The 16481-nt window shown below is 70.7% G+C and carries 12 protein-coding genes, 1 rRNA gene and 1 pseudogene; 8 read left to right on the plus strand and 6 right to left on the minus strand.

Annotated features, from left to right (window positions below; all coding sequences use genetic code 11):
• Positions 1–123 precede the first annotated feature (123 nt).
• Positions 124–240 (plus strand): 5S ribosomal RNA (gene rrf / locus ABZ078_RS10230).
• A 123-nt stretch (positions 241–363) separates the two neighbouring features.
• On the opposite strand, the gene ABZ078_RS10235 is transcribed toward rrf, so the two are convergent.
• Genes ABZ078_RS10235 through ABZ078_RS10255 form a run of 5 tightly spaced genes read right to left on the minus strand, consistent with a single transcriptional unit; the run spans position 364 to position 5980 of the window.
• A complete protein-coding gene (locus tag ABZ078_RS10235) occupies positions 364–1674 on the minus strand; it encodes a DUF58 domain-containing protein (protein WP_356573600.1) in 1311 nt (436 codons plus the stop codon).
• Positions 1674–2663 carry a MoxR family ATPase gene (locus ABZ078_RS10240; protein WP_356573912.1) on the minus strand — a complete coding sequence of 330 codons (990 nt, stop codon included), beginning with the start codon at positions 2661–2663 and terminating at the stop codon, positions 1674–1676. The genes ABZ078_RS10235 and ABZ078_RS10240 overlap by 1 nt, the downstream gene beginning before the upstream one ends.
• On the minus strand, positions 2663–3865 hold the full coding sequence (locus ABZ078_RS10245) for a DUF4350 domain-containing protein (protein ID WP_356573602.1): 1203 nt from the start codon (positions 3863–3865) through the stop codon (positions 2663–2665). Before ABZ078_RS10245 ends, ABZ078_RS10240 begins: the two co-directional genes overlap by 1 nt.
• Positions 3862–4638, minus strand: a complete 777-nt coding sequence (locus tag ABZ078_RS10250; RefSeq protein ID WP_356573603.1) for a DUF4129 domain-containing protein — start codon at positions 4636–4638, stop codon at positions 3862–3864. The genes ABZ078_RS10245 and ABZ078_RS10250 overlap by 4 nt, the downstream gene beginning before the upstream one ends.
• Positions 4639–4642: 4 nt before the next feature.
• Positions 4643–5980, minus strand: coding sequence for a hypothetical protein (locus ABZ078_RS10255; protein ID WP_356573605.1), 1338 nt, complete (start codon positions 5978–5980; stop codon positions 4643–4645).
• 140 nt (positions 5981–6120) lie between these two features.
• On the opposite strand from ABZ078_RS10255, the gene mtnA reads away from it, so the two are divergent.
• From mtnA to ABZ078_RS10290, 7 genes and pseudogenes are all read left to right on the plus strand, one after another.
• Positions 6121–7272: an S-methyl-5-thioribose-1-phosphate isomerase gene (gene mtnA / locus ABZ078_RS10260; RefSeq protein ID WP_356573607.1), complete on the plus strand. Its 1152-nt coding sequence runs from the start codon at positions 6121–6123 to the stop codon at positions 7270–7272.
• 155 nt (positions 7273–7427) lie between these two features.
• Positions 7428–8117 carry a two-component system response regulator MtrA gene (mtrA, locus tag ABZ078_RS10265; protein ID WP_015659998.1) on the plus strand — a complete coding sequence of 230 codons (690 nt, stop codon included), beginning with the start codon at positions 7428–7430 and terminating at the stop codon, positions 8115–8117.
• Position 8118: 1 nt separating this feature from the next.
• Complete coding sequence (gene mtrB, locus ABZ078_RS10270) at positions 8119–10197, plus strand: MtrAB system histidine kinase MtrB (RefSeq protein WP_356573609.1); 2079 nt, start codon at positions 8119–8121, stop codon at positions 10195–10197.
• Positions 10187–12028, plus strand: coding sequence for an LpqB family beta-propeller domain-containing protein (locus ABZ078_RS10275; RefSeq protein ID WP_356573611.1), 1842 nt, complete (start codon positions 10187–10189; stop codon positions 12026–12028). Before mtrB ends, ABZ078_RS10275 begins: the two co-directional genes overlap by 11 nt.
• Before the next feature lie 175 nt (positions 12029–12203).
• Positions 12204–12878: pseudogene (locus ABZ078_RS10280) on the plus strand (ComF family protein); the annotation flags it as partial.
• A gap of 689 nt (positions 12879–13567) precedes the next feature.
• Positions 13568–14293 (plus strand): ribosome-associated translation inhibitor RaiA, encoded by a 726-nt coding sequence (gene raiA / locus ABZ078_RS10285; RefSeq protein WP_356573613.1) that lies wholly within the window; start codon positions 13568–13570, stop codon positions 14291–14293.
• A gap of 201 nt (positions 14294–14494) precedes the next feature.
• A complete protein-coding gene (locus ABZ078_RS10290; protein WP_356573615.1) occupies positions 14495–15241 on the plus strand; it encodes a response regulator transcription factor in 747 nt (248 codons plus the stop codon).
• Positions 15242–15270: 29 nt separating this feature from the next.
• On the opposite strand, the gene ABZ078_RS10295 is transcribed toward ABZ078_RS10290, so the two are convergent.
• The gene (locus ABZ078_RS10295; protein ID WP_356573616.1) at positions 15271–16476 is read right to left on the minus strand and encodes a crosslink repair DNA glycosylase YcaQ family protein; all 1206 of its coding nucleotides are present in this window, start codon (positions 16474–16476) and stop codon (positions 15271–15273) included.
• Positions 16477–16481 lie beyond the last annotated feature (5 nt).

The following is a 16481-nucleotide window of genomic DNA, read 5'->3' on the forward strand; positions in this document are numbered from 1 at the left end:
GGAAGCACGGTAACGTGTGGAGGTGACCGGTACTAATAGGCCGAGGGCTTGTCCATAGAGGCTCGCGTCCACTGTGTTAGTTCTGAGGCAACGACCGTTTTTTCCGGTCTTGTTTCATAGTGTTTCGGTGGTCATAGCGTGAGGGAAACGCCCGGTTACATTCCGAACCCGGAAGCTAAGCCTTACAGCGCCGATGGTACTGCAGGGGGGACCCTGTGGGAGAGTAGGACACCGCCGAACAATTCTTGAGGAAGCCCCCGGCCGGGGATACCGGCACGGGGGCTTTCTGCATTTACCCCAGTAATAGTGTTCGGGGCTCCGAGGGGCGATTCCCCCAGAGCTCCTTCGGAAAAGCCCCTCGGCTTACAGGCGGCCTGCTGTCTTAAGGGCCAGATACGCGTCTGCCAATGCCGGAGCGAGTTCTTCCGGCGTTGCGTCGACGACCGTAACGCCGTGACGGCGGAGTTGTTCGGCTGTGCGATGCCGTTCGCTCTGGGCCTGGGCGGCGGCTGCTGCCTCGTACACGGACTCTGCATTGCCGCGTGCTGTTGCCATGCGTGTGACCTGAGGATCCGCCACCGATGCCAGCAGGACTGTGTGCCGCTGGGTGAGCTGGGGCAGGACGGGGAGCAGCCCCTCCTCGATCGGGGCGGTGTCGAGGGTCGTCAGCAGCACGATCAGGCTGTGGCGGGGGGCCGTACGGAGAGCCGTGGCCGTGAGGCTTCGGGCATCCGTTTCGATCAGCTCGGGTTCGAGTGTGGCCATCGCGTTGACCAGGGAGGGAAGGACGTCGCCTGCTGTGCGGCCCTGGACGAGGGCGCGTACTCGGCGGTCGTAGGCGAGGAGGTCCACGCGGTCGCCGGCTCGGGACGCGAGGGCGGCCAGGAGCAGTGCCGCGTCCATGGAGGCGTCGAGGCGTGGAGCGTCGCCGACGCGTCCTGCCGAGGTGCGTCCGGTGTCCAGGACTAGGAGGATGTGGCGATCACGTTCGGGGCGCCAAGTGCGTACGGCGACTGCGGACTGTCGGGCCGTAGCACGCCAGTCGATGGAGCGGGTGTCGTCGCCGGGGACGTACTCGCGCAGGCTGTCGAATTCTGTGCCCTCGCCGCGCGTGAGAACGCTGGTGCGGCCGTCGAGTTCGCGCAGCCGGGCCAGCTTGGCGGGCAGGTGCTTGCGGCTGGTGAAGGGTGGGAGGACGCGTACCGTCCAGGGGACCTTGTGGGTGCCCTGGCGGGAGACGAGGCCCAGGGGGCCGTACGAGCGGATCGTGACGCGGTCGGCCTGGCGGTCGCCTCGGCGGGTGGGGCGTAGACGGGTGGTGACGCGGCGGCGTTCGCCGGCGGGGACTGTCACGCGGTGGCGGGAGGCCGTCATCTCTGTGCCGGGCTGCCAGGTAGTGGGTGGCCAGGCGTCGCGGAGGTGGGCGCGGAGTGGGCGGCGGGACGGGTTGGTGATGGTCAGGGTGACATCGGCCGTTTCGCCCAGGCGTACCGAGGTGTCGCCGGAGCGGGTCAGGCCGAGGCGTCGTACGGGTGCTGCCAGGGCGAAGTCGCAGGCGCAGGCCGCGGCCAGAGGCGCGTTGACCGCGAGGATGCCCGTCCAGCTGGGATCCCAGATTCCTACGGGGAGGGAGCCTAGGGCCGCGAGGAGTGCGGCGCGTCCGGTGAGTGCCATCAGCGGGGGACGGGGACGTGGGCGAGGATCGCGTTGATGACGGAGTCGGCGGTGACGCCTTCCATCTCGGCCTCCGGGCGGAGCTGTACGCGGTGGCGGAGGGTGGGGAGGGCCAGTGCCTTGACGTCGTCGGGGATGACGTAGTCACGGCCGGTCAGCCAGGCCCAGGCGCGGGCGGTGGCGAGGAGGGCTGTGGCGCCACGCGGGGAGACGCCCAGCGTCAGTGAGGGCGATTCTCGCGTGGCTCGGCAGATGTCGACCACGTAGGCCGTGATCTCGGGGGAGATCGTGGTCTTGGCTACGGCCGTGCGTGCCGCTTCCAGGTCTGCCGGGCCCGCTACGGGGCGCACGCCCGCGGCGCGCAGGTCGCGCGGGTTGAAGCCCTCGGCGTGGCGGGTGAGGACGTCGATCTCGTCCTGGCGGGAGGGGAGGGGGATGGTGAGCTTGAGGAGGAAACGGTCCAGCTGGGCTTCGGGGAGGGGGTAGGTGCCCTCGTATTCCACCGGGTTTTGCGTCGCCGCGACCAGGAACGGGTCGGGGAGCGGGCGGGGGGTGCCGTCGACCGTGACCTGGCGTTCCTCCATGGCTTCCAGGAGGGACGACTGGGTCTTGGGCGGGGTGCGGTTGATCTCGTCGGCCAGGAGCAGGTTGGTGAAGACCGGGCCGGGCTGGAAGGAGAACTCGGCGGTGCGGGTGTCGTAGACGAGGGAGCCCGTCACGTCGCTGGGCATGAGGTCAGGGGTGAACTGGACGCGCTTGGTGTCGAGTTCCAGGGCGGACGCGAGGGCGCGGACGAGGAGTGTCTTGGCGACGCCGGGGACGCCTTCGAGGAGGACGTGTCCTCGGCAGAGGAGGGCGACGACGAGGCCGGTCACTGCGGGGTCCTGGCCGACCACGGCTTTGGCGATCTCGGCGCGCAGGGCTTCCAGGGAGGCGCGGGCGGTGCCCGGGTCCCCGGTGTTCCCGGCGTTGTCAGTGGTCGGGTCCATCATGGACGGCGTACCTCTCTTTCGAGGGCGTCGAGTTGGTCGGCGAGGGAGATGAGTGCTGCGTCGTCGCTGGGCGGCGGGCCGAAGAGAAGCGTGGGCAGGGTCTGTCCGTCTCCGTGGTTGTGGAGGTGGGCGGACAAGGCGGGGAGCAGGGCCTCGGGCGCGTGCGCCTGGGCGGCGGGGACACCTACGAGAGAGGCGAGGCGCGTGCGGGTGGTGGAGCGAAGAGCGGCGGCCGCGCGGTCGCGGGCGTTCGCCTTGCGGTAGAGGCGGGCGCGGCCTTCGACGGTTTCGGAGGCGCGGATCGCCACGGGGAGTTTTTCGGGCACCAGGGGGCCGAGTCGGCGTGCCCGCCATAGGGCGGCCAGGGCTGCTGCGATGAAGAGCTGCAGCGTGCCCCAGAGCCAGCCTGAGGGGAGCAGGTCGAAGAAGCTGCGTTCGTCGTCCGCGTCGGTGGCGGATGTGTCGGAGAGCGAGGGGAGGTACCAGACCAGATGGGGGCGGGAGCCGAGGAGCTGGAGGGCGAGCGAGGCGTTGCCCTGCTCGTCGAGGCGGTCGTTGTAGAGGATGTCGGGCGCGCCGAGGACGACGGTGTCGCCGTCCCCGTCGGCCTCCGGGACGCGCAGCAGGGTGGCCAGGCGCTCGCTGGGGTAGCACTCGTCGGCGTCGAGGTGGGTGGTGGTGTAGCGGATGCCGCCCAGGTCGGCGGTGCCGGCTCGTTGGGCGGCGGGCAGGGAGCAGCCGGGGGCGAGTTCCGAGTCGAGGCTGGTGGCGGGGTCCGCGGTGACGCCGGGGACGAGCCTTTCGACGGACCTGCTGCCGGGTGCGACGAGGACGGTACGGCCGTCGGTGCCGGTGGTCGCCGAGTGCAACCGGCTCTGCTGACGGTGCGTGAGCAGGTCGGGGTCCGTGACCAGGAGGGTGGTGTCCGCGGTGGCCGCGGCGCGTGCCTCGTCCAGGGTGGTGACGACGCGTGTGTCCACGCCGCGGTCGGCGAGGAGTTCGGCGATCGCCCGGCTGCCGTTGGGGTCGGCGGAGCGTGGGTCGAGGGTGCCGTGCCGGGCGTCGGAGCGGATCGTGGCGATCACGACGGCTGCCACCAGCAGGAGCACGACGGCGAGGGCGACGCCTCGCGCACGGGTCCAGACCTGGCGTGCGGTGGGCGAGGCCGAGGTGGAGGGGAGCGTGGCCTCGGTGGTCATCGGGCGGCTCCCTGGCGGGCGTTGGGGGCCGTGCTGGGTGCGGTGCTCGCGAGCTGCGGCTTGGTGCTCTCCAGGTCGCGGTCGAGTTCGGCGATGCGCTGGTACGCCTGCTGGGTCGCCGTCCGTCCGCCGTACGTCACGTCGTCGAAGTCCCGGGCGGCGGCGCGCAGTCGGTCCGTGTGGGAGGGCAGCGAGCGGCCCGCTTCGGCGGCGGCCTCGTCCGCGGTCCGGCCGGGGCGGACGTCCAGGAGCGCGCGTTCCTCGAGGGAGCGGACGATGGCGCGCATGCGTTCCTGGAGGGCCTGGTTCCAGTGGCCCTGGGCGGCGTGTGCTTCGGCCGTGGCTCGGTGTTCGGCGGCGCTGCGGGGGCGGTCGTCGAACAGGGCGGCGGAGGAGGTGGGTTGGCGGCGAGGGGTGCCGAGGCGCCACCACAGGGCGCCGAGGACCGCGAGGACGACCAGGATGACGACGACCAGGCCGAGCGGTCCTCCGGGCGTGACGGTCGAGGCGCTGCTGAACAGTTCCTCGACCCAGTTCCAGAAGGCGTCCAAGGCGCGCTGGAACCAGCTGGGTTCGTGCTCGTGGTACATGTTCTTGGACAGTTCGCGCCGTGCCGCTTCCCGCGCGGGATCACGCGGGATCGTCAGTGGTGGCTCGTCGTCCGAGCGCGCCGTCAACGACAGTACGGACGTGTCGCCGACGCGCGGCAGCGCGCGTACGGCCGCGTCCGGCAGCGCTGACGCCGCCGTGCGAACTCCCCCCGCCAGGAACACCGGTTCAGCTCCCCCGGGTGTCGACGCCGTAGCCCTGGACGCCGGCTGCGCGGGCCAGTTCGAGGTCGAGGGCCTCACGGCGGATGCGCTGGTCGATGTAGAGCAGGACGGTGACCCCGGCCGAGATCGGGAAGGTGATCATGGAGCCGATCACCGAGCCGACGCCGCTGATGATGAGGAACGTCCAGCCGAAGTCGGTGGTGCCGTCGAGGAAGCTGGTGGCGCCTTCGCCGCTGACGGCGCCGCCGAGGAAGGTGAAGGGGATGACGACGATCGCCGCGACGATGTTCGCGATGATCATGGCGAGCAACTGGATGCCGAACACCCGCCACCAGGAGCCGCGGACCAGCTTCGCGGAGCGGCTCAGCGACTTCATGATTCCCTGCTTCTCCAGCATCAGCGCGGGCGAGGCGAGGGAGAAGCGGAACCACAGCCACAGCGCGACGATGCCGGCGCCGAGGGTGCCCAGGACGGCGAGCGCCGCGCCTCCGTCGCCGGAGCCCGAAGCGGCCACGAGGATGCCGGGCAGGGCGCCCAGGAGCACCAGGCCGAAGGTCATGAGCAGCAACAGGAAGAGCAGGCCGAAAAGCCGCAGCACCTGAGGCCGGGCGTCGCGCCAGGCCTCGCCGGTCGTCACCGACTTGCCCAGCACCGCGCGGCTGGTGACCGTCGTCAGCAGGGCGGTCGCGGCGATGGCGCCGATCACCGAGATCAGGAAGATCGCGCTGGAGCCGAGCAAGGCGTCGCGGGTGGCCCGGGCCAGTTCGCTGACGGTGGCGCTCGGGTCGTTGAGGGCCTCGGTGCTGGTGCGGTCGTTGAGGACGAAGCCTTGGAGGAGGATGACGAGGATCTCCGTCACGACGGCGACGGTCAGGGAGATGCCCAGGACCGTGCGCCAGTAGGTGCGCATGGTGGAGACCGCGCCGTCGAGGATCTCGCCGACGCCGAGCGGGCGCAGCGGGATCACGCCCGGCTTGGCGGCGGGCGGAGGGCCGCCCCAGCCGCTTCCCCAGGCGCCGTGCCCGCCCGGGGGGCCGTAGCCCTGGTGGCCGCCGCCGTAGCCGCCGTATCCGCCAGGGCTCGCGGGAGGCGGAGCGCCCCAGCCCGGGCCGGGCGGTGGGGGCGGCGGTGCCTGGCCGGGGGCCTGCGGGCCCGTCGGAGCGGACCACTGGGCGGGTGGCGGCTGCTCCTTGGACCACTTCGTGCCGGGGTCCTGTGGGTCCGGTCCCGGCTGCTGTGCGGCATCGGGACGGTCTGCGGGCTCGGCAGGGCCGGACGGGCCGGGCTCCGGCCCGTCGGACGGGGCGGATCCGGGCGAGGCCCAGCCCGGAGTGTCTTTCATCGTCGCTCCTTCACGGTGCCCGTCCGCGGTCGCGGCGGCAGGTTGGCAGCCATCGTGCCATGGGGCGGTCGGCGAGGTACCTGCCGCGGTATGGGCTGCACACCTTCAATTGTCCGCCGGACACGGGGCAGACTGACCGCATGGCTGATCAGTACGCGCAATCCGGCGAGGACAGCAAGCCCACAGAGACTCCGGCGATCCGATGGGACGAGCCACCCGAGGGGCCCGTCGTGGTGCTTCTCGACCAGACGAGGTTGCCGGCCGAGGAGGTTGAGCTGGTCTGTACGGACGCGTCCGCGCTGGTGGAGGCGATCCGTTCGCTCGCCGTGCGCGGGGCGCCGCTGCTCGGGATCACCGGGGCGTACGGTGTCGCGCTCGCCGCCGCGCGCGGCTTCGACGTGGACGCGGCGGCCGAGTCGCTGGCGGGCGCCCGGCCCACGGCCGTGAATCTCGAGGTCGGTGTGCGCAGGGCGCAGTCCGCGTACCGGGCCGAGCTCGTACGGAGTGGGGACGTCGAGCAGGCCGCGGCGGCGGCGCTGGGTGCGGCGCGGGCGTTGCACGAGGAGGACGCCGAGGCGAGCGCCCGGATGGCCGAGCGTGGGCTGGCGTTGCTGGACGAGCTGCTCCCGGGCGGTGGGCACCGCATCCTCACGCACTGCAACACCGGGGCACTGGTGTCGGGTGGGGAGGGCACGGCGTTCGCGGTGGCGCTCGCGGCGCACCGGGCCGGGCGGTTGCGGCGGCTGTGGGTGGACGAGACGCGGCCGTTGCTGCAAGGGGCTCGTCTGACGGCGTACGAGGCGGCGCGCAGCGGCATGGCGTACACCTTGCTCACGGACAACGCGGCGGGCTCTCTGTTCGCGGCCGGAGAGGTGGACGCGGTCCTGATCGGGGCGGACCGCATCGCGGCCGACGGTTCGGTGGCGAACAAGGTGGGGAGTTATCCGCTCGCGGTGCTGGCGCGCTATCACCATGTGCCGTTCATCGTGGTGGCGCCGCTGACGACGGTGGATCCGCAGACGCCGGACGGGGCGTCCATCGAGGTCGAGCAGCGCCCGGGATTCGAGGTGACCGAGATCGTGGCGCCGCAGGTGCCGGTGGCGGGGACGGAAGCCGGAGGTGGGATTCCGGTGGCGCCACTGGGAACGCAGGCGTACAACCCGGCGTTCGATGTGACGCCGCCCGAGTTGGTGACGGCGATCGTCACCGAGGAGGGAACCGCGTCGCCTGTGACCGCTGAGGCGCTGGCGGAGTTGTGTGCCCGGTCGCGGCAGGTGTCGCGGAGCTTGTGAGGTAGGGGCGGACCGGTCGGGGCAAGGTGGGCGAACCCGTCCAAACGTCACGCACTGTGGCGCGGACGCGGGCAGACAGTGCCGACCGCGTACGACTAAGGTCACTGGCCGGTGACCTACCTCACCTGAGCCTTCGCCACTGTTATGAGAATGGGATGATGTCGTTTATGAAGGGACGAGTCCTTGTCGTCGACGACGACACCGCACTGGCCGAGATGCTCGGCATTGTGCTGCGTGGTGAAGGTTTTGAGCCGTCTTTCGTAGCCGACGGCGACAAGGCGTTGGCCGCATTCAGGGAGACCAAGCCTGATCTGGTGCTGCTCGACTTGATGCTGCCTGGGCGGGACGGTATCGAGGTGTGCCGTCTGATCAGGGCCGAGTCCGGGGTGCCGATCGTGATGCTCACGGCCAAGAGCGACACCGTCGATGTCGTCGTGGGCCTGGAGTCCGGCGCCGACGACTACATCGTGAAGCCGTTCAAGCCGAAGGAGCTCGTCGCCCGTATCCGGGCGCGGCTGCGCAGGTCGGAGGAGCCGGCGCCCGAGCAGCTCGCCATCGGTGACCTGGTCATCGATGTGGCCGGGCACTCGGTGAAGCGGGACGGGCAGTCGATCGCGCTGACGCCGCTGGAGTTCGACCTGCTGGTCGCGCTGGCCCGTAAGCCCTGGCAGGTGTTCACCCGTGAGGTGCTCCTAGAGCAGGTGTGGGGCTACCGGCACGCGGCCGACACCCGTCTGGTCAACGTGCATGTGCAGCGGCTGCGTTCCAAGGTCGAGAAGGACCCGGAGCGGCCGGAGATCGTGGTGACCGTCCGTGGTGTGGGCTACAAGGCAGGGCCGAGCTGACGTGTCCGGGGACAGCGCCGCTGCGGCCCCCGGTCGGACCGGGGCCCGTCCGGAGCGGCCTGTCGGCCGGAACGCGGCGGGCTCCCGCTGGGGACGGTTCCTCGAGGGCGGGCTGCTGCAAGGAGGAGTCCAGGGCAGCCCGGTCCTTCGTCTCGTGCTGCGGTGGGTGCGCCGGCCGCTGCTGCCCGTCATGCGGCTGTGGCGGCGCAACATCCAGCTCAAGGTCGTCGTCACGACCCTGCTGATGTCGCTCGGCGTCGTTCTGCTGCTGGGCTTCGTCGTCATCGGACAGGTGCGCAACGGCCTGCTGGACGCCAAGGTGAAGGCTTCGCAGAGCCAGGCCACCGGCGGGTTCGCGGTGGCCAAGCAGAGGTCCGACGAGGCGAAGGCCGGGACCGCCGACGACGGCGCGACGGCGGACGAGCGTGCGGACCAGAACGTCATCCAGTGGATGAGTGACCTCGTCTCCTCTCTTTCCAGCGGCGGTCAGGGTGCCTTCGACGTGGTGACGCTCCCGGCCTCCGCGGGCGCTGACACCGGCGGGCGCGGGCCGCGCGCTTCCGGCGGGGTGAACCCGACGAGCAGTGTGCCCGAGAGCCTGCGCGAACGGATCGACAGCAATACGAACGCGTTCCAGAGCTACACCCGCATCGTCTACTACCCGAACGTCGACAAGGAGTCCCAGCCGGCCCTGGTCATCGGCAAGCAGGTCAACGACCCCAACGGCGACCCGTACCAGCTCTACTACCTCTTCCCGCTCACCCAGGAGGAGAAGTCGCTGAGCCTGGTCAAGGGGACGCTCGCCACCGCCGGGCTGTTCGTCGTCGTCCTCCTCGGGGCCATCGCCTGGCTCGTGGTGCGTCAGGTCGTCACGCCGGTGCGGATGGCCGCCGGGATCGCCGAGCGGCTGTCCGCCGGGCGCCTGCAGGAGCGGATGAAGGTCACCGGCGAGGACGACATCGCGCGGCTCGGCGAGGCCTTCAACAAGATGGCGCAGAACCTTCAGCTGAAGATCCAGCAGCTGGAGGACCTGTCGCGGATGCAGCGGCGGTTCGTGTCGGACGTGTCGCACGAGTTGCGGACGCCGCTGACGACCGTGCGGATGGCCGCGGACGTCATCCACGAGGCACGGGAGGACTTCGACCCGGTGACCGCGCGGTCGGCGGAGCTGCTGGCCGACCAGCTGGACCGGTTCGAGTCGTTGCTCGCCGACCTGCTGGAGATCAGCCGCTTCGACGCGGGCGCGGCCGCCCTGGAGGCCGAGCCGATCGACCTCAGGGAGGTCGTACGGCGCGTCGTCAGCGGAGCCGAGCCGCTCGCCGAGCGCAAGGGGACACGGATACGTGTCGTCGGCGACCAGCAGCCCATCGTCGCCGAGGCCGACGCCCGGCGCGTCGAGCGCGTGCTGCGCAACCTCGTCGTCAACGCCGTCGAGCACGGCGAGGGCAGGGACGTCGTCGTCAAGCTCGCCGCGGCGGGCGGGGCCGTCGCGATCGCGGTGCGCGACTACGGCGTCGGGCTCAAGCCCGGCGAGGCCACCCGTGTCTTCAGCCGCTTCTGGCGGGCCGATCCGGCACGCGCGCGTACCACGGGCGGTACGGGACTGGGACTGTCCATCGCGTTGGAGGACGCGCGGCTGCACGGCGGCTGGCTGCAGGCGTGGGGCGAGCCGGGCGGCGGTTCGCAGTTCCGGCTGACGCTGCCGCGGACCGCGGACGAGCCGCTGCGGGGCTCGCCGATACCGCTGGAGCCCAAGGACTCGCGCCGCAATCGTGGACTTGATGACGCCGGTCTGCCGTCCGGCGGCGGTGAGAAGGCCGTGACGGTGCCGACGCAGCCCACGGGTGACCAGGTGTCCCCGATGCCGTCGAGGGACCCGATCGCGTCGCGTTTGGGCGCCGCCGCGACCCCCAAGGCCGATCCCACGGCGCTGCCCGGCAACGGCGCGCGCGTGGTCCCCCGGCCCGCGACGGGTGCGCGGCGGGAGGAGGACACGCCCGGGGCGGACGGTCCGCCGAGCGAGGAAACCGGGCCGGCCGAGAAGCCGAGCAAGCATGGGGAGGCATTTCGTGGGCGCTGACCGTGAGGGGGGCGCCCGGCGCCGACCGGGACGCGCGGTGGCGTATGCCGCCTGTGGCGCCGTACTGCTGACGGGGTGCGCCTCGATGCCGGACAGCGGTGACCTGCGTGGCGTCGAGTCCACGCCGCGGCAGGACACCCAGGTGCGGGTCTTCGCCATGCCGCCCCGCGAGGACGCTTCGTCCTCGGAGATCGTGTCGGGCTTCCTGGAGGCACTGACCAGCGACGATCCGGACTACGAGACGGCCAGCAAGTACCTGACCGAGGAAGCCTCCCGCAGGTGGCAGCCCAAACTGTCCACGACGGTTCTCGCCAACGGGCCGGGTGCCGAGGCCGAGCATGTGGGAGGCCGGGAGGAGTCCGACAGCCTCACGTACACGCTGACCGGCACCAGGGTCGCCACGGTCGACGCGCAGCAGTCGTACGCGCCCGCCAGTGGCGACTACAGCGAGTCGATGCACCTCGTCCGGGACAAACGGTCCAGGCAATGGCGCATCGACGTGCCGCCGCGCGGAGTCGTCATGGGCGAGTCGGACTTCCAGCGCAACTACATGTCGGTCGACAAGTACTACTTCGCCTCGAACATCACGCTCGGGACCTCTCCGCACACGGCGGCCGTCGCCGATCCCGTCTATGTGCGCAGGAACGTGGACCCCATGACGCAGATGGTGCGCTCTCTGCTCAAGGGGCCCACCAGGTGGCTCAACCCGGTGGTCCGGTCGAGCTTCCCGACCGGTACGGCACTGGACAAGACCGTCGACTCGCTGACGCCGGACGACCGGAACATACTGACCGTGCCGTTGAACGACAAGGCGGCCCGGGTCGGGCCGGCCAAGTGCGACGAGATGGCGGCGCAGCTCCTGTTCACCCTGCAGAACCTCACCCCCACGGTGGACGAGATCGTGCTGGAGGCGGGCGGCAGGCAACTGTGCGCGCTCGACGAGTTCCAGGCGAAGGCCGTCGCCGTGCGCGGGTCGGTGGAGCGAGCCGGGTACCTGTACTTCCTCGACGACGAGCACCGGCTCGTACGGCTGGCGGCCGCCGCCAACGACGCCGAGCCCGATCCGGTGCCGGGGGCCCTCGGCGAGGGCGAGAGGGAACTGCGGTCGGTGGCGGTGTCGCGCGACGAGGACATGGCGGCCGGGATCGGCCTCGACGGCAAGAACCTGTACGTCGGTGCGCTGGTGTCGGGTGGCCCGCTCGGTGAGCCCGAGTTGACCAGCGGCGGCAAGACAGCGGAGGAGAGGCTGTCGGCGCCCAGCTGGGACGCCCAGGGCGATCTGTGGGTGGCCGACCGCGATCCTCGCGATCCCCGGCTGCTGCTGCTCAAGGAGGGCGTCGGTGACCCGCTGGTGGTGAAGACGCCGCCGGGGCTGGAGGGGCGTATCGAGTCCGTGAAGGTGGCCGCGGACGGCGTGCGGATCGCGCTCGTGGTGAAGAAGGGCGACAAATCGTCGCTGCTCATCGGGCGTATCGAACGCAGCGAGGACCAGAAGGCGGGAGAGCGCTCGGCCGTCTCGGTGCACGAACTGCGGTCCGCGACGCCGGAGTGGGAGGAGGTCACCGCGATGTCGTGGGCCGGTGACAGCCGGCTCGTGGTGGTCGGGCGTGAGAAGGGCGGGGTCCAGACGATGCGGTACGTCCAGGTCGACGGCTCCACACCGGAAGGGTCGGCGCCCGCCGCCCTCAGCGGGGTGAAGGAGATCACCGCGTCCGAGGACGCGCGGCTGCCGCTGGTCGGGTACTCGGAGGACGGCATCGTCCGGCTGCCGTCGGGGACGCAGTGGCAGAAGGTGGTGACGGACGGGACGGCGCCGGTCTATCCGGGGTGAGGTTCCGCCCGGGCCGAGCCGCTGAGGTTCGGGGACGGTGAGTGCGGCGGCTGCTTCCGGCGGGGTGGGACCCCGGCTGGAGGCGGCCGCTTCTTTCTGGGCTGGGCGTCTCTTTTCCACAGGGGGTTATCCACAGGGGTGGTCGCTCGGTGCGGGCATTGGCACAGTGGTGGACATGCGGGGGTGGTGGCAGGACCTCACCGACCTGGTGCTGCCGGCCGAGTGCGGAGGCTGTGGAAGGCCTCGCACGGTGCTCTGCCCGGAGTGCCGTGCCGTCCTGAGCGGGACCGCACCGAGCCGGGTGCGACCGGTGCCGGAACCCACCGGGCTGCCGGTCGTCCACGCGGCGGCCCGGTACACGGACGAGGTGCGGGCGGCGCTGCTGGCCCACAAGGAACGCGGTGCGCTGGCGCTCGCGGCGCCCCTCGGGACGGCTCTGGCGGGAGCCGTGCGGGCGGGGCTGCGGGAGGTGTGCGCGGACGGGAACGGGCGGGCCGGGCGGCATGGGAGCGCCGGCGGGCCTGTGCTGCTCGTACCGGTTCCGTCCGCGCGTGGGGCGGTACGGGCGCGGGGGCACGACCCCGCGCGGCGGATCGCGCTCGCGGCCGCTGGTGAGCTGCGGCGGGCCGGGACGCCGGCGCGTGTGCTCGCCGTGCTGCGGCAGCGGCGGGCGGTGGCCGATCAGTCGGGGCTCAACTCCCGGCAACGGCTGGACAATCTCGCGGGCGCGCTGACGGTGGCTCCGGGCGGAGTCCGGCTGCTCCCCGAAGGTCCGGTCGTGCTCGTCGACGACCTGATGACGACGGGCGCGTCCCTGGCGGAAGCGGCACGTGCCGTGCGGGCGGCCTTGGCGGAAAGGGCGGGCTCCTGCGGCCGGGGGCGGGTGGACTCGCGCGGCCGAACGGCGGAGGCGGCCCACGGCAGGGCGACGCCGTCGGTGGCGTACGGCAGGACGGCGGGGTCCGCAGCGGAGGGGCCCGTGGCGGAGCAGACGAACGTATACGGCGGAACAGCCGAGGAGGTGGACGCGTATGGACGGGTGACCGCGGAGTCCGGTGGGTGGGTCGGCGGGACAAACGCTGTGTACCTGGCGGGAACTCGGGAAAGCACAGGGGAACAGAAGGCTGGATCGACGGAGGGCGCGGTGCGGCGGACGCGTGAGATGCCGGGAATCATGGGTGACGGGCAGGCCGGTGACTTGATCTGCGCGGCAGTGGTCGCTGCGTCGCCGGATTCCTTCGAAATAAACCGGAACTGACTGCGAACCTGCATCGTTGCAGGTTACGAGAGTGCCAATTCACCTGAACGGAGGTACGCCGCAGTAGAGGGTGACGACATCCGTCCGGGCGAGATATGTTCGGTTGTGAGGGAAAGGCGCAGGCCATCCCCGTCATATCCGAATGCCGTGCCGTGGTTTTGTGCAAACACTCGCGGCGATGGGGTGGAGATCTTGCCCATGGGGGAGGAGGAGGTGGAAGTCACCGAGTCCGAGGTTCCGGGGTTCGCCGGAGCCTGGTGCAAAAGGGAGATGCTCCGCCGATGGAGCGGAGCGATCCGGGAACGGAGTTCTGCGTGGACATCGTCGTCAAGGGCCGCAAGACCGAGGTGCCCGAGCGGTTCCGCAAGCACGTGGCCGAGAAGCTGAAGCTGGAGAAGATCCAGAGGCTCGATGCCAAGGTGATCAGCCTCGACGTCGAGGTGTCCAAGGAGCCCAACCCCCGACAGGCCGACCGCAGTGATCGAGTGGAGATCACGCTCCGCTCCCGCGGTCCGGTGATCCGGGCGGAGGCAGCGGCCAGCGATCCGTACGCGGCGCTCGACCTCGCGGCGGAGAAGCTGGATGCCCGGCTGCGCAAGCAGCACGACAAGCGTTTCTCGCGCCGAGGTGCACGCCGGATCACGGCGGCCGAGGTCCCCGACCACGTTCCGGGCGCGGCGACGCTCAACGGCAACGGCCACACCGTGCGGGAGGAAGAGCCGGAGGGGATTCCCACCAAGAAGATCGGCTCGCTGGAAGTCAAGGGTGAAGGCCCCCTCGTCGTACGCGAGAAGACGCACGTCGCCTCCCCGATGACCCTCGACCAGGCCCTCTACGAGATGGAGCTGGTCGGGCACGACTTCTACCTGTTCGTCGACTCCGAGACCAAGGAACCCAGTGTCGTCTACCGGCGGCACGCCTACGACTACGGGGTCATCCACCTCAGCACGGACCCGATGGTCACCCAGGCGCAGGCCTCCGCGGCAGGGGGCACGTTGGGCGGCTGACCCACCCGGCTGACAGCTGAGCCGGTGCCCCTGGAGCGCGTGTGCGCCCCCAGGGGCACCGGTGTGCGACCACTTCGCGCCCCGCTGGTCACCGTAGTGTCGGCCGGGCATGAAATCATGGCCGCACCGGCCCAACCGTTGGGCCGTTGCCTTGGGTTGGCGATGGCACAGGACCAGCCACAGCCTTCAGGGGGAGGAACGATGGCGGACAGCTTCGGACCGATGCGGGACGAGGATGCCGATGGAGATGTCGTCGGCATGGGCCCGGACGCGGGCTCTCCACGCAACGAACCGATCAGAGTCCTCGTCGTGGACGATCACGCCCTCTTCCGTCGTGGACTGGAGATCGTGCTGGCGGCCGAGGAGGACATCCAGGTGGTGGGGGAGGCGGGCGACGGCGCGGAAGCCGTGGACAAGGCCGCTGACCTGCTGCCGGACATCGTCCTGATGGACGTCCGCATGCCGAAGCGGGGCGGGATCGAGGCCTGCACCTCCATCAAGGAGGTGGCCCCCAGCGCGAAGATCATCATGTTGACGATCAGCGACGAGGAGGCCGATCTCTACGACGCGATCAAGGCGGGCGCGACCGGCTATCTCCTCAAGGAGATCTCCACGGACGAGGTGGCCACGGCCATTCGGGCGGTGGCCGACGGGCAGTCGCAGATCAGTCCGTCCATGGCGTCGAAGCTGCTCACCGAGTTCAAGTCGATGATCCAGCGGACGGACGAACGTCGGCTCGTGCCGGCGCCGCGGCTGACGGACCGTGAGCTGGAGGTTCTCAAGCTCGTCGCCACGGGGATGAACAACCGCGATATCGCCAAGGAGTTGTTCATCTCCGAGAACACCGTGAAGAACCATGTCCGCAACATCCTGGAGAAGCTGCAGCTGCACTCCAGGATGGAGGCCGTGGTGTATGCGATGCGGGAGAAGATCCTCGAGATCCGCTGAGGGCCCTGACGGCCTTCAGGGTCGGGCCTTCAGAGGCGGGCCACTATGCGGGTGAGTTCCTTGACGAGCGGTTCGCGCAGGTCGGATGCGTCGACTCGTTCCACGCGTACGTCCGTGCAGTCCACCCAGCTCGCCGCTTCGACCAGGGCCTGGGCCACCGCTGGGACCGCCTTCGGGCCGTCCAGCGTGACCTGTTTGGCCACCAGCGCGCTGCCCTCGCGGGCCGGGTCCACGCGGCCGACGAGGCGGCCGCCGGCCAGGACCGGCATCGCGAAATAGCCGTATACCCGCTTCTGCTTGGGGACGTATGCCTCCAGGCGGTGAGTGAAGCCGAAGATCCGCTCCGTGCGTGCCCGTTCCCAGATCAGTGAGTCGAACGGGGACAGGAGTGTGGTGCGGTGGCGGCCGCGCGGGGGCGTCCGAAGGGCCGCGGGGTCGGCCCAGGCGGGCTTGCCCCAGCCCTCCACCGTGACCGGGACCAGGCCGGAGTCGGCGATCACCGCGTCCACCTGTTCGGCCTTGAGGCGGTGGTAGTCGGCGATGTCCGCGCGGGTGCCGACGCCGAGGGACTGGCCGGCCAGGCGGACCAGGCGGCGCAGGCACTCGGTGTCGTCCAGCTCGTCATGCAGCAGCGCTTGCGGGATGGCGCGTTCGGCGAGGTCGTAGACGCGCTTCCAGCCGCGGCGTTCGACGCAGACCACCTCGCCGTACATCAGGGCGCGTTCGACGGCGACCTTCGAGCCCGACCAGTCCCACCACTCGCTGGTCCTCTTCGCGCCGCCCAGTTCGGTTGCGGTGAGGGGGCCTTCGGCGCGGAGCTGCTTGATGACCTGGTCGTAGGCGCCGTCAGGGAGTTCGTGGTTCCAGTGCGGGCGGTCGCGGTAGGCGCGGCGGCGGAAGGCGAAATGGGGCCACTCCTCCACGGGGAGGATGCAGGCGGCGTGGGACCAGTACTCGAAGGCATGCGGCCCCGCCGACGGCGTGCCCGTGGACGAGGGTGTCCAGTAGGCGTTCTCGACCGTCCTGCGGCCTACCGCGCCCAGGCGGGCGTACGGGATGAGCTCGTGGGAGCGGGCGAGGACCGAGATGGTGTCGAGCTGGACCGCGCCGAGGTGACGGAGTATGCCGCGGACGCCGGCCTTGCGGTCGGGAGTGCCGAGGAGGCCTTGGGCCCGTAGGGCGATGCGGCGGGCTTCGTCTGCTGAGAGGTCGGTCGCGGGGCGCGGGGTCGTCATGGTTC

It is taken from the genome of Streptomyces sp. NPDC006385 (assembly GCF_040612485.1).
GTDB lineage: Bacteria > Actinomycetota > Actinomycetes > Streptomycetales > Streptomycetaceae > Streptomyces.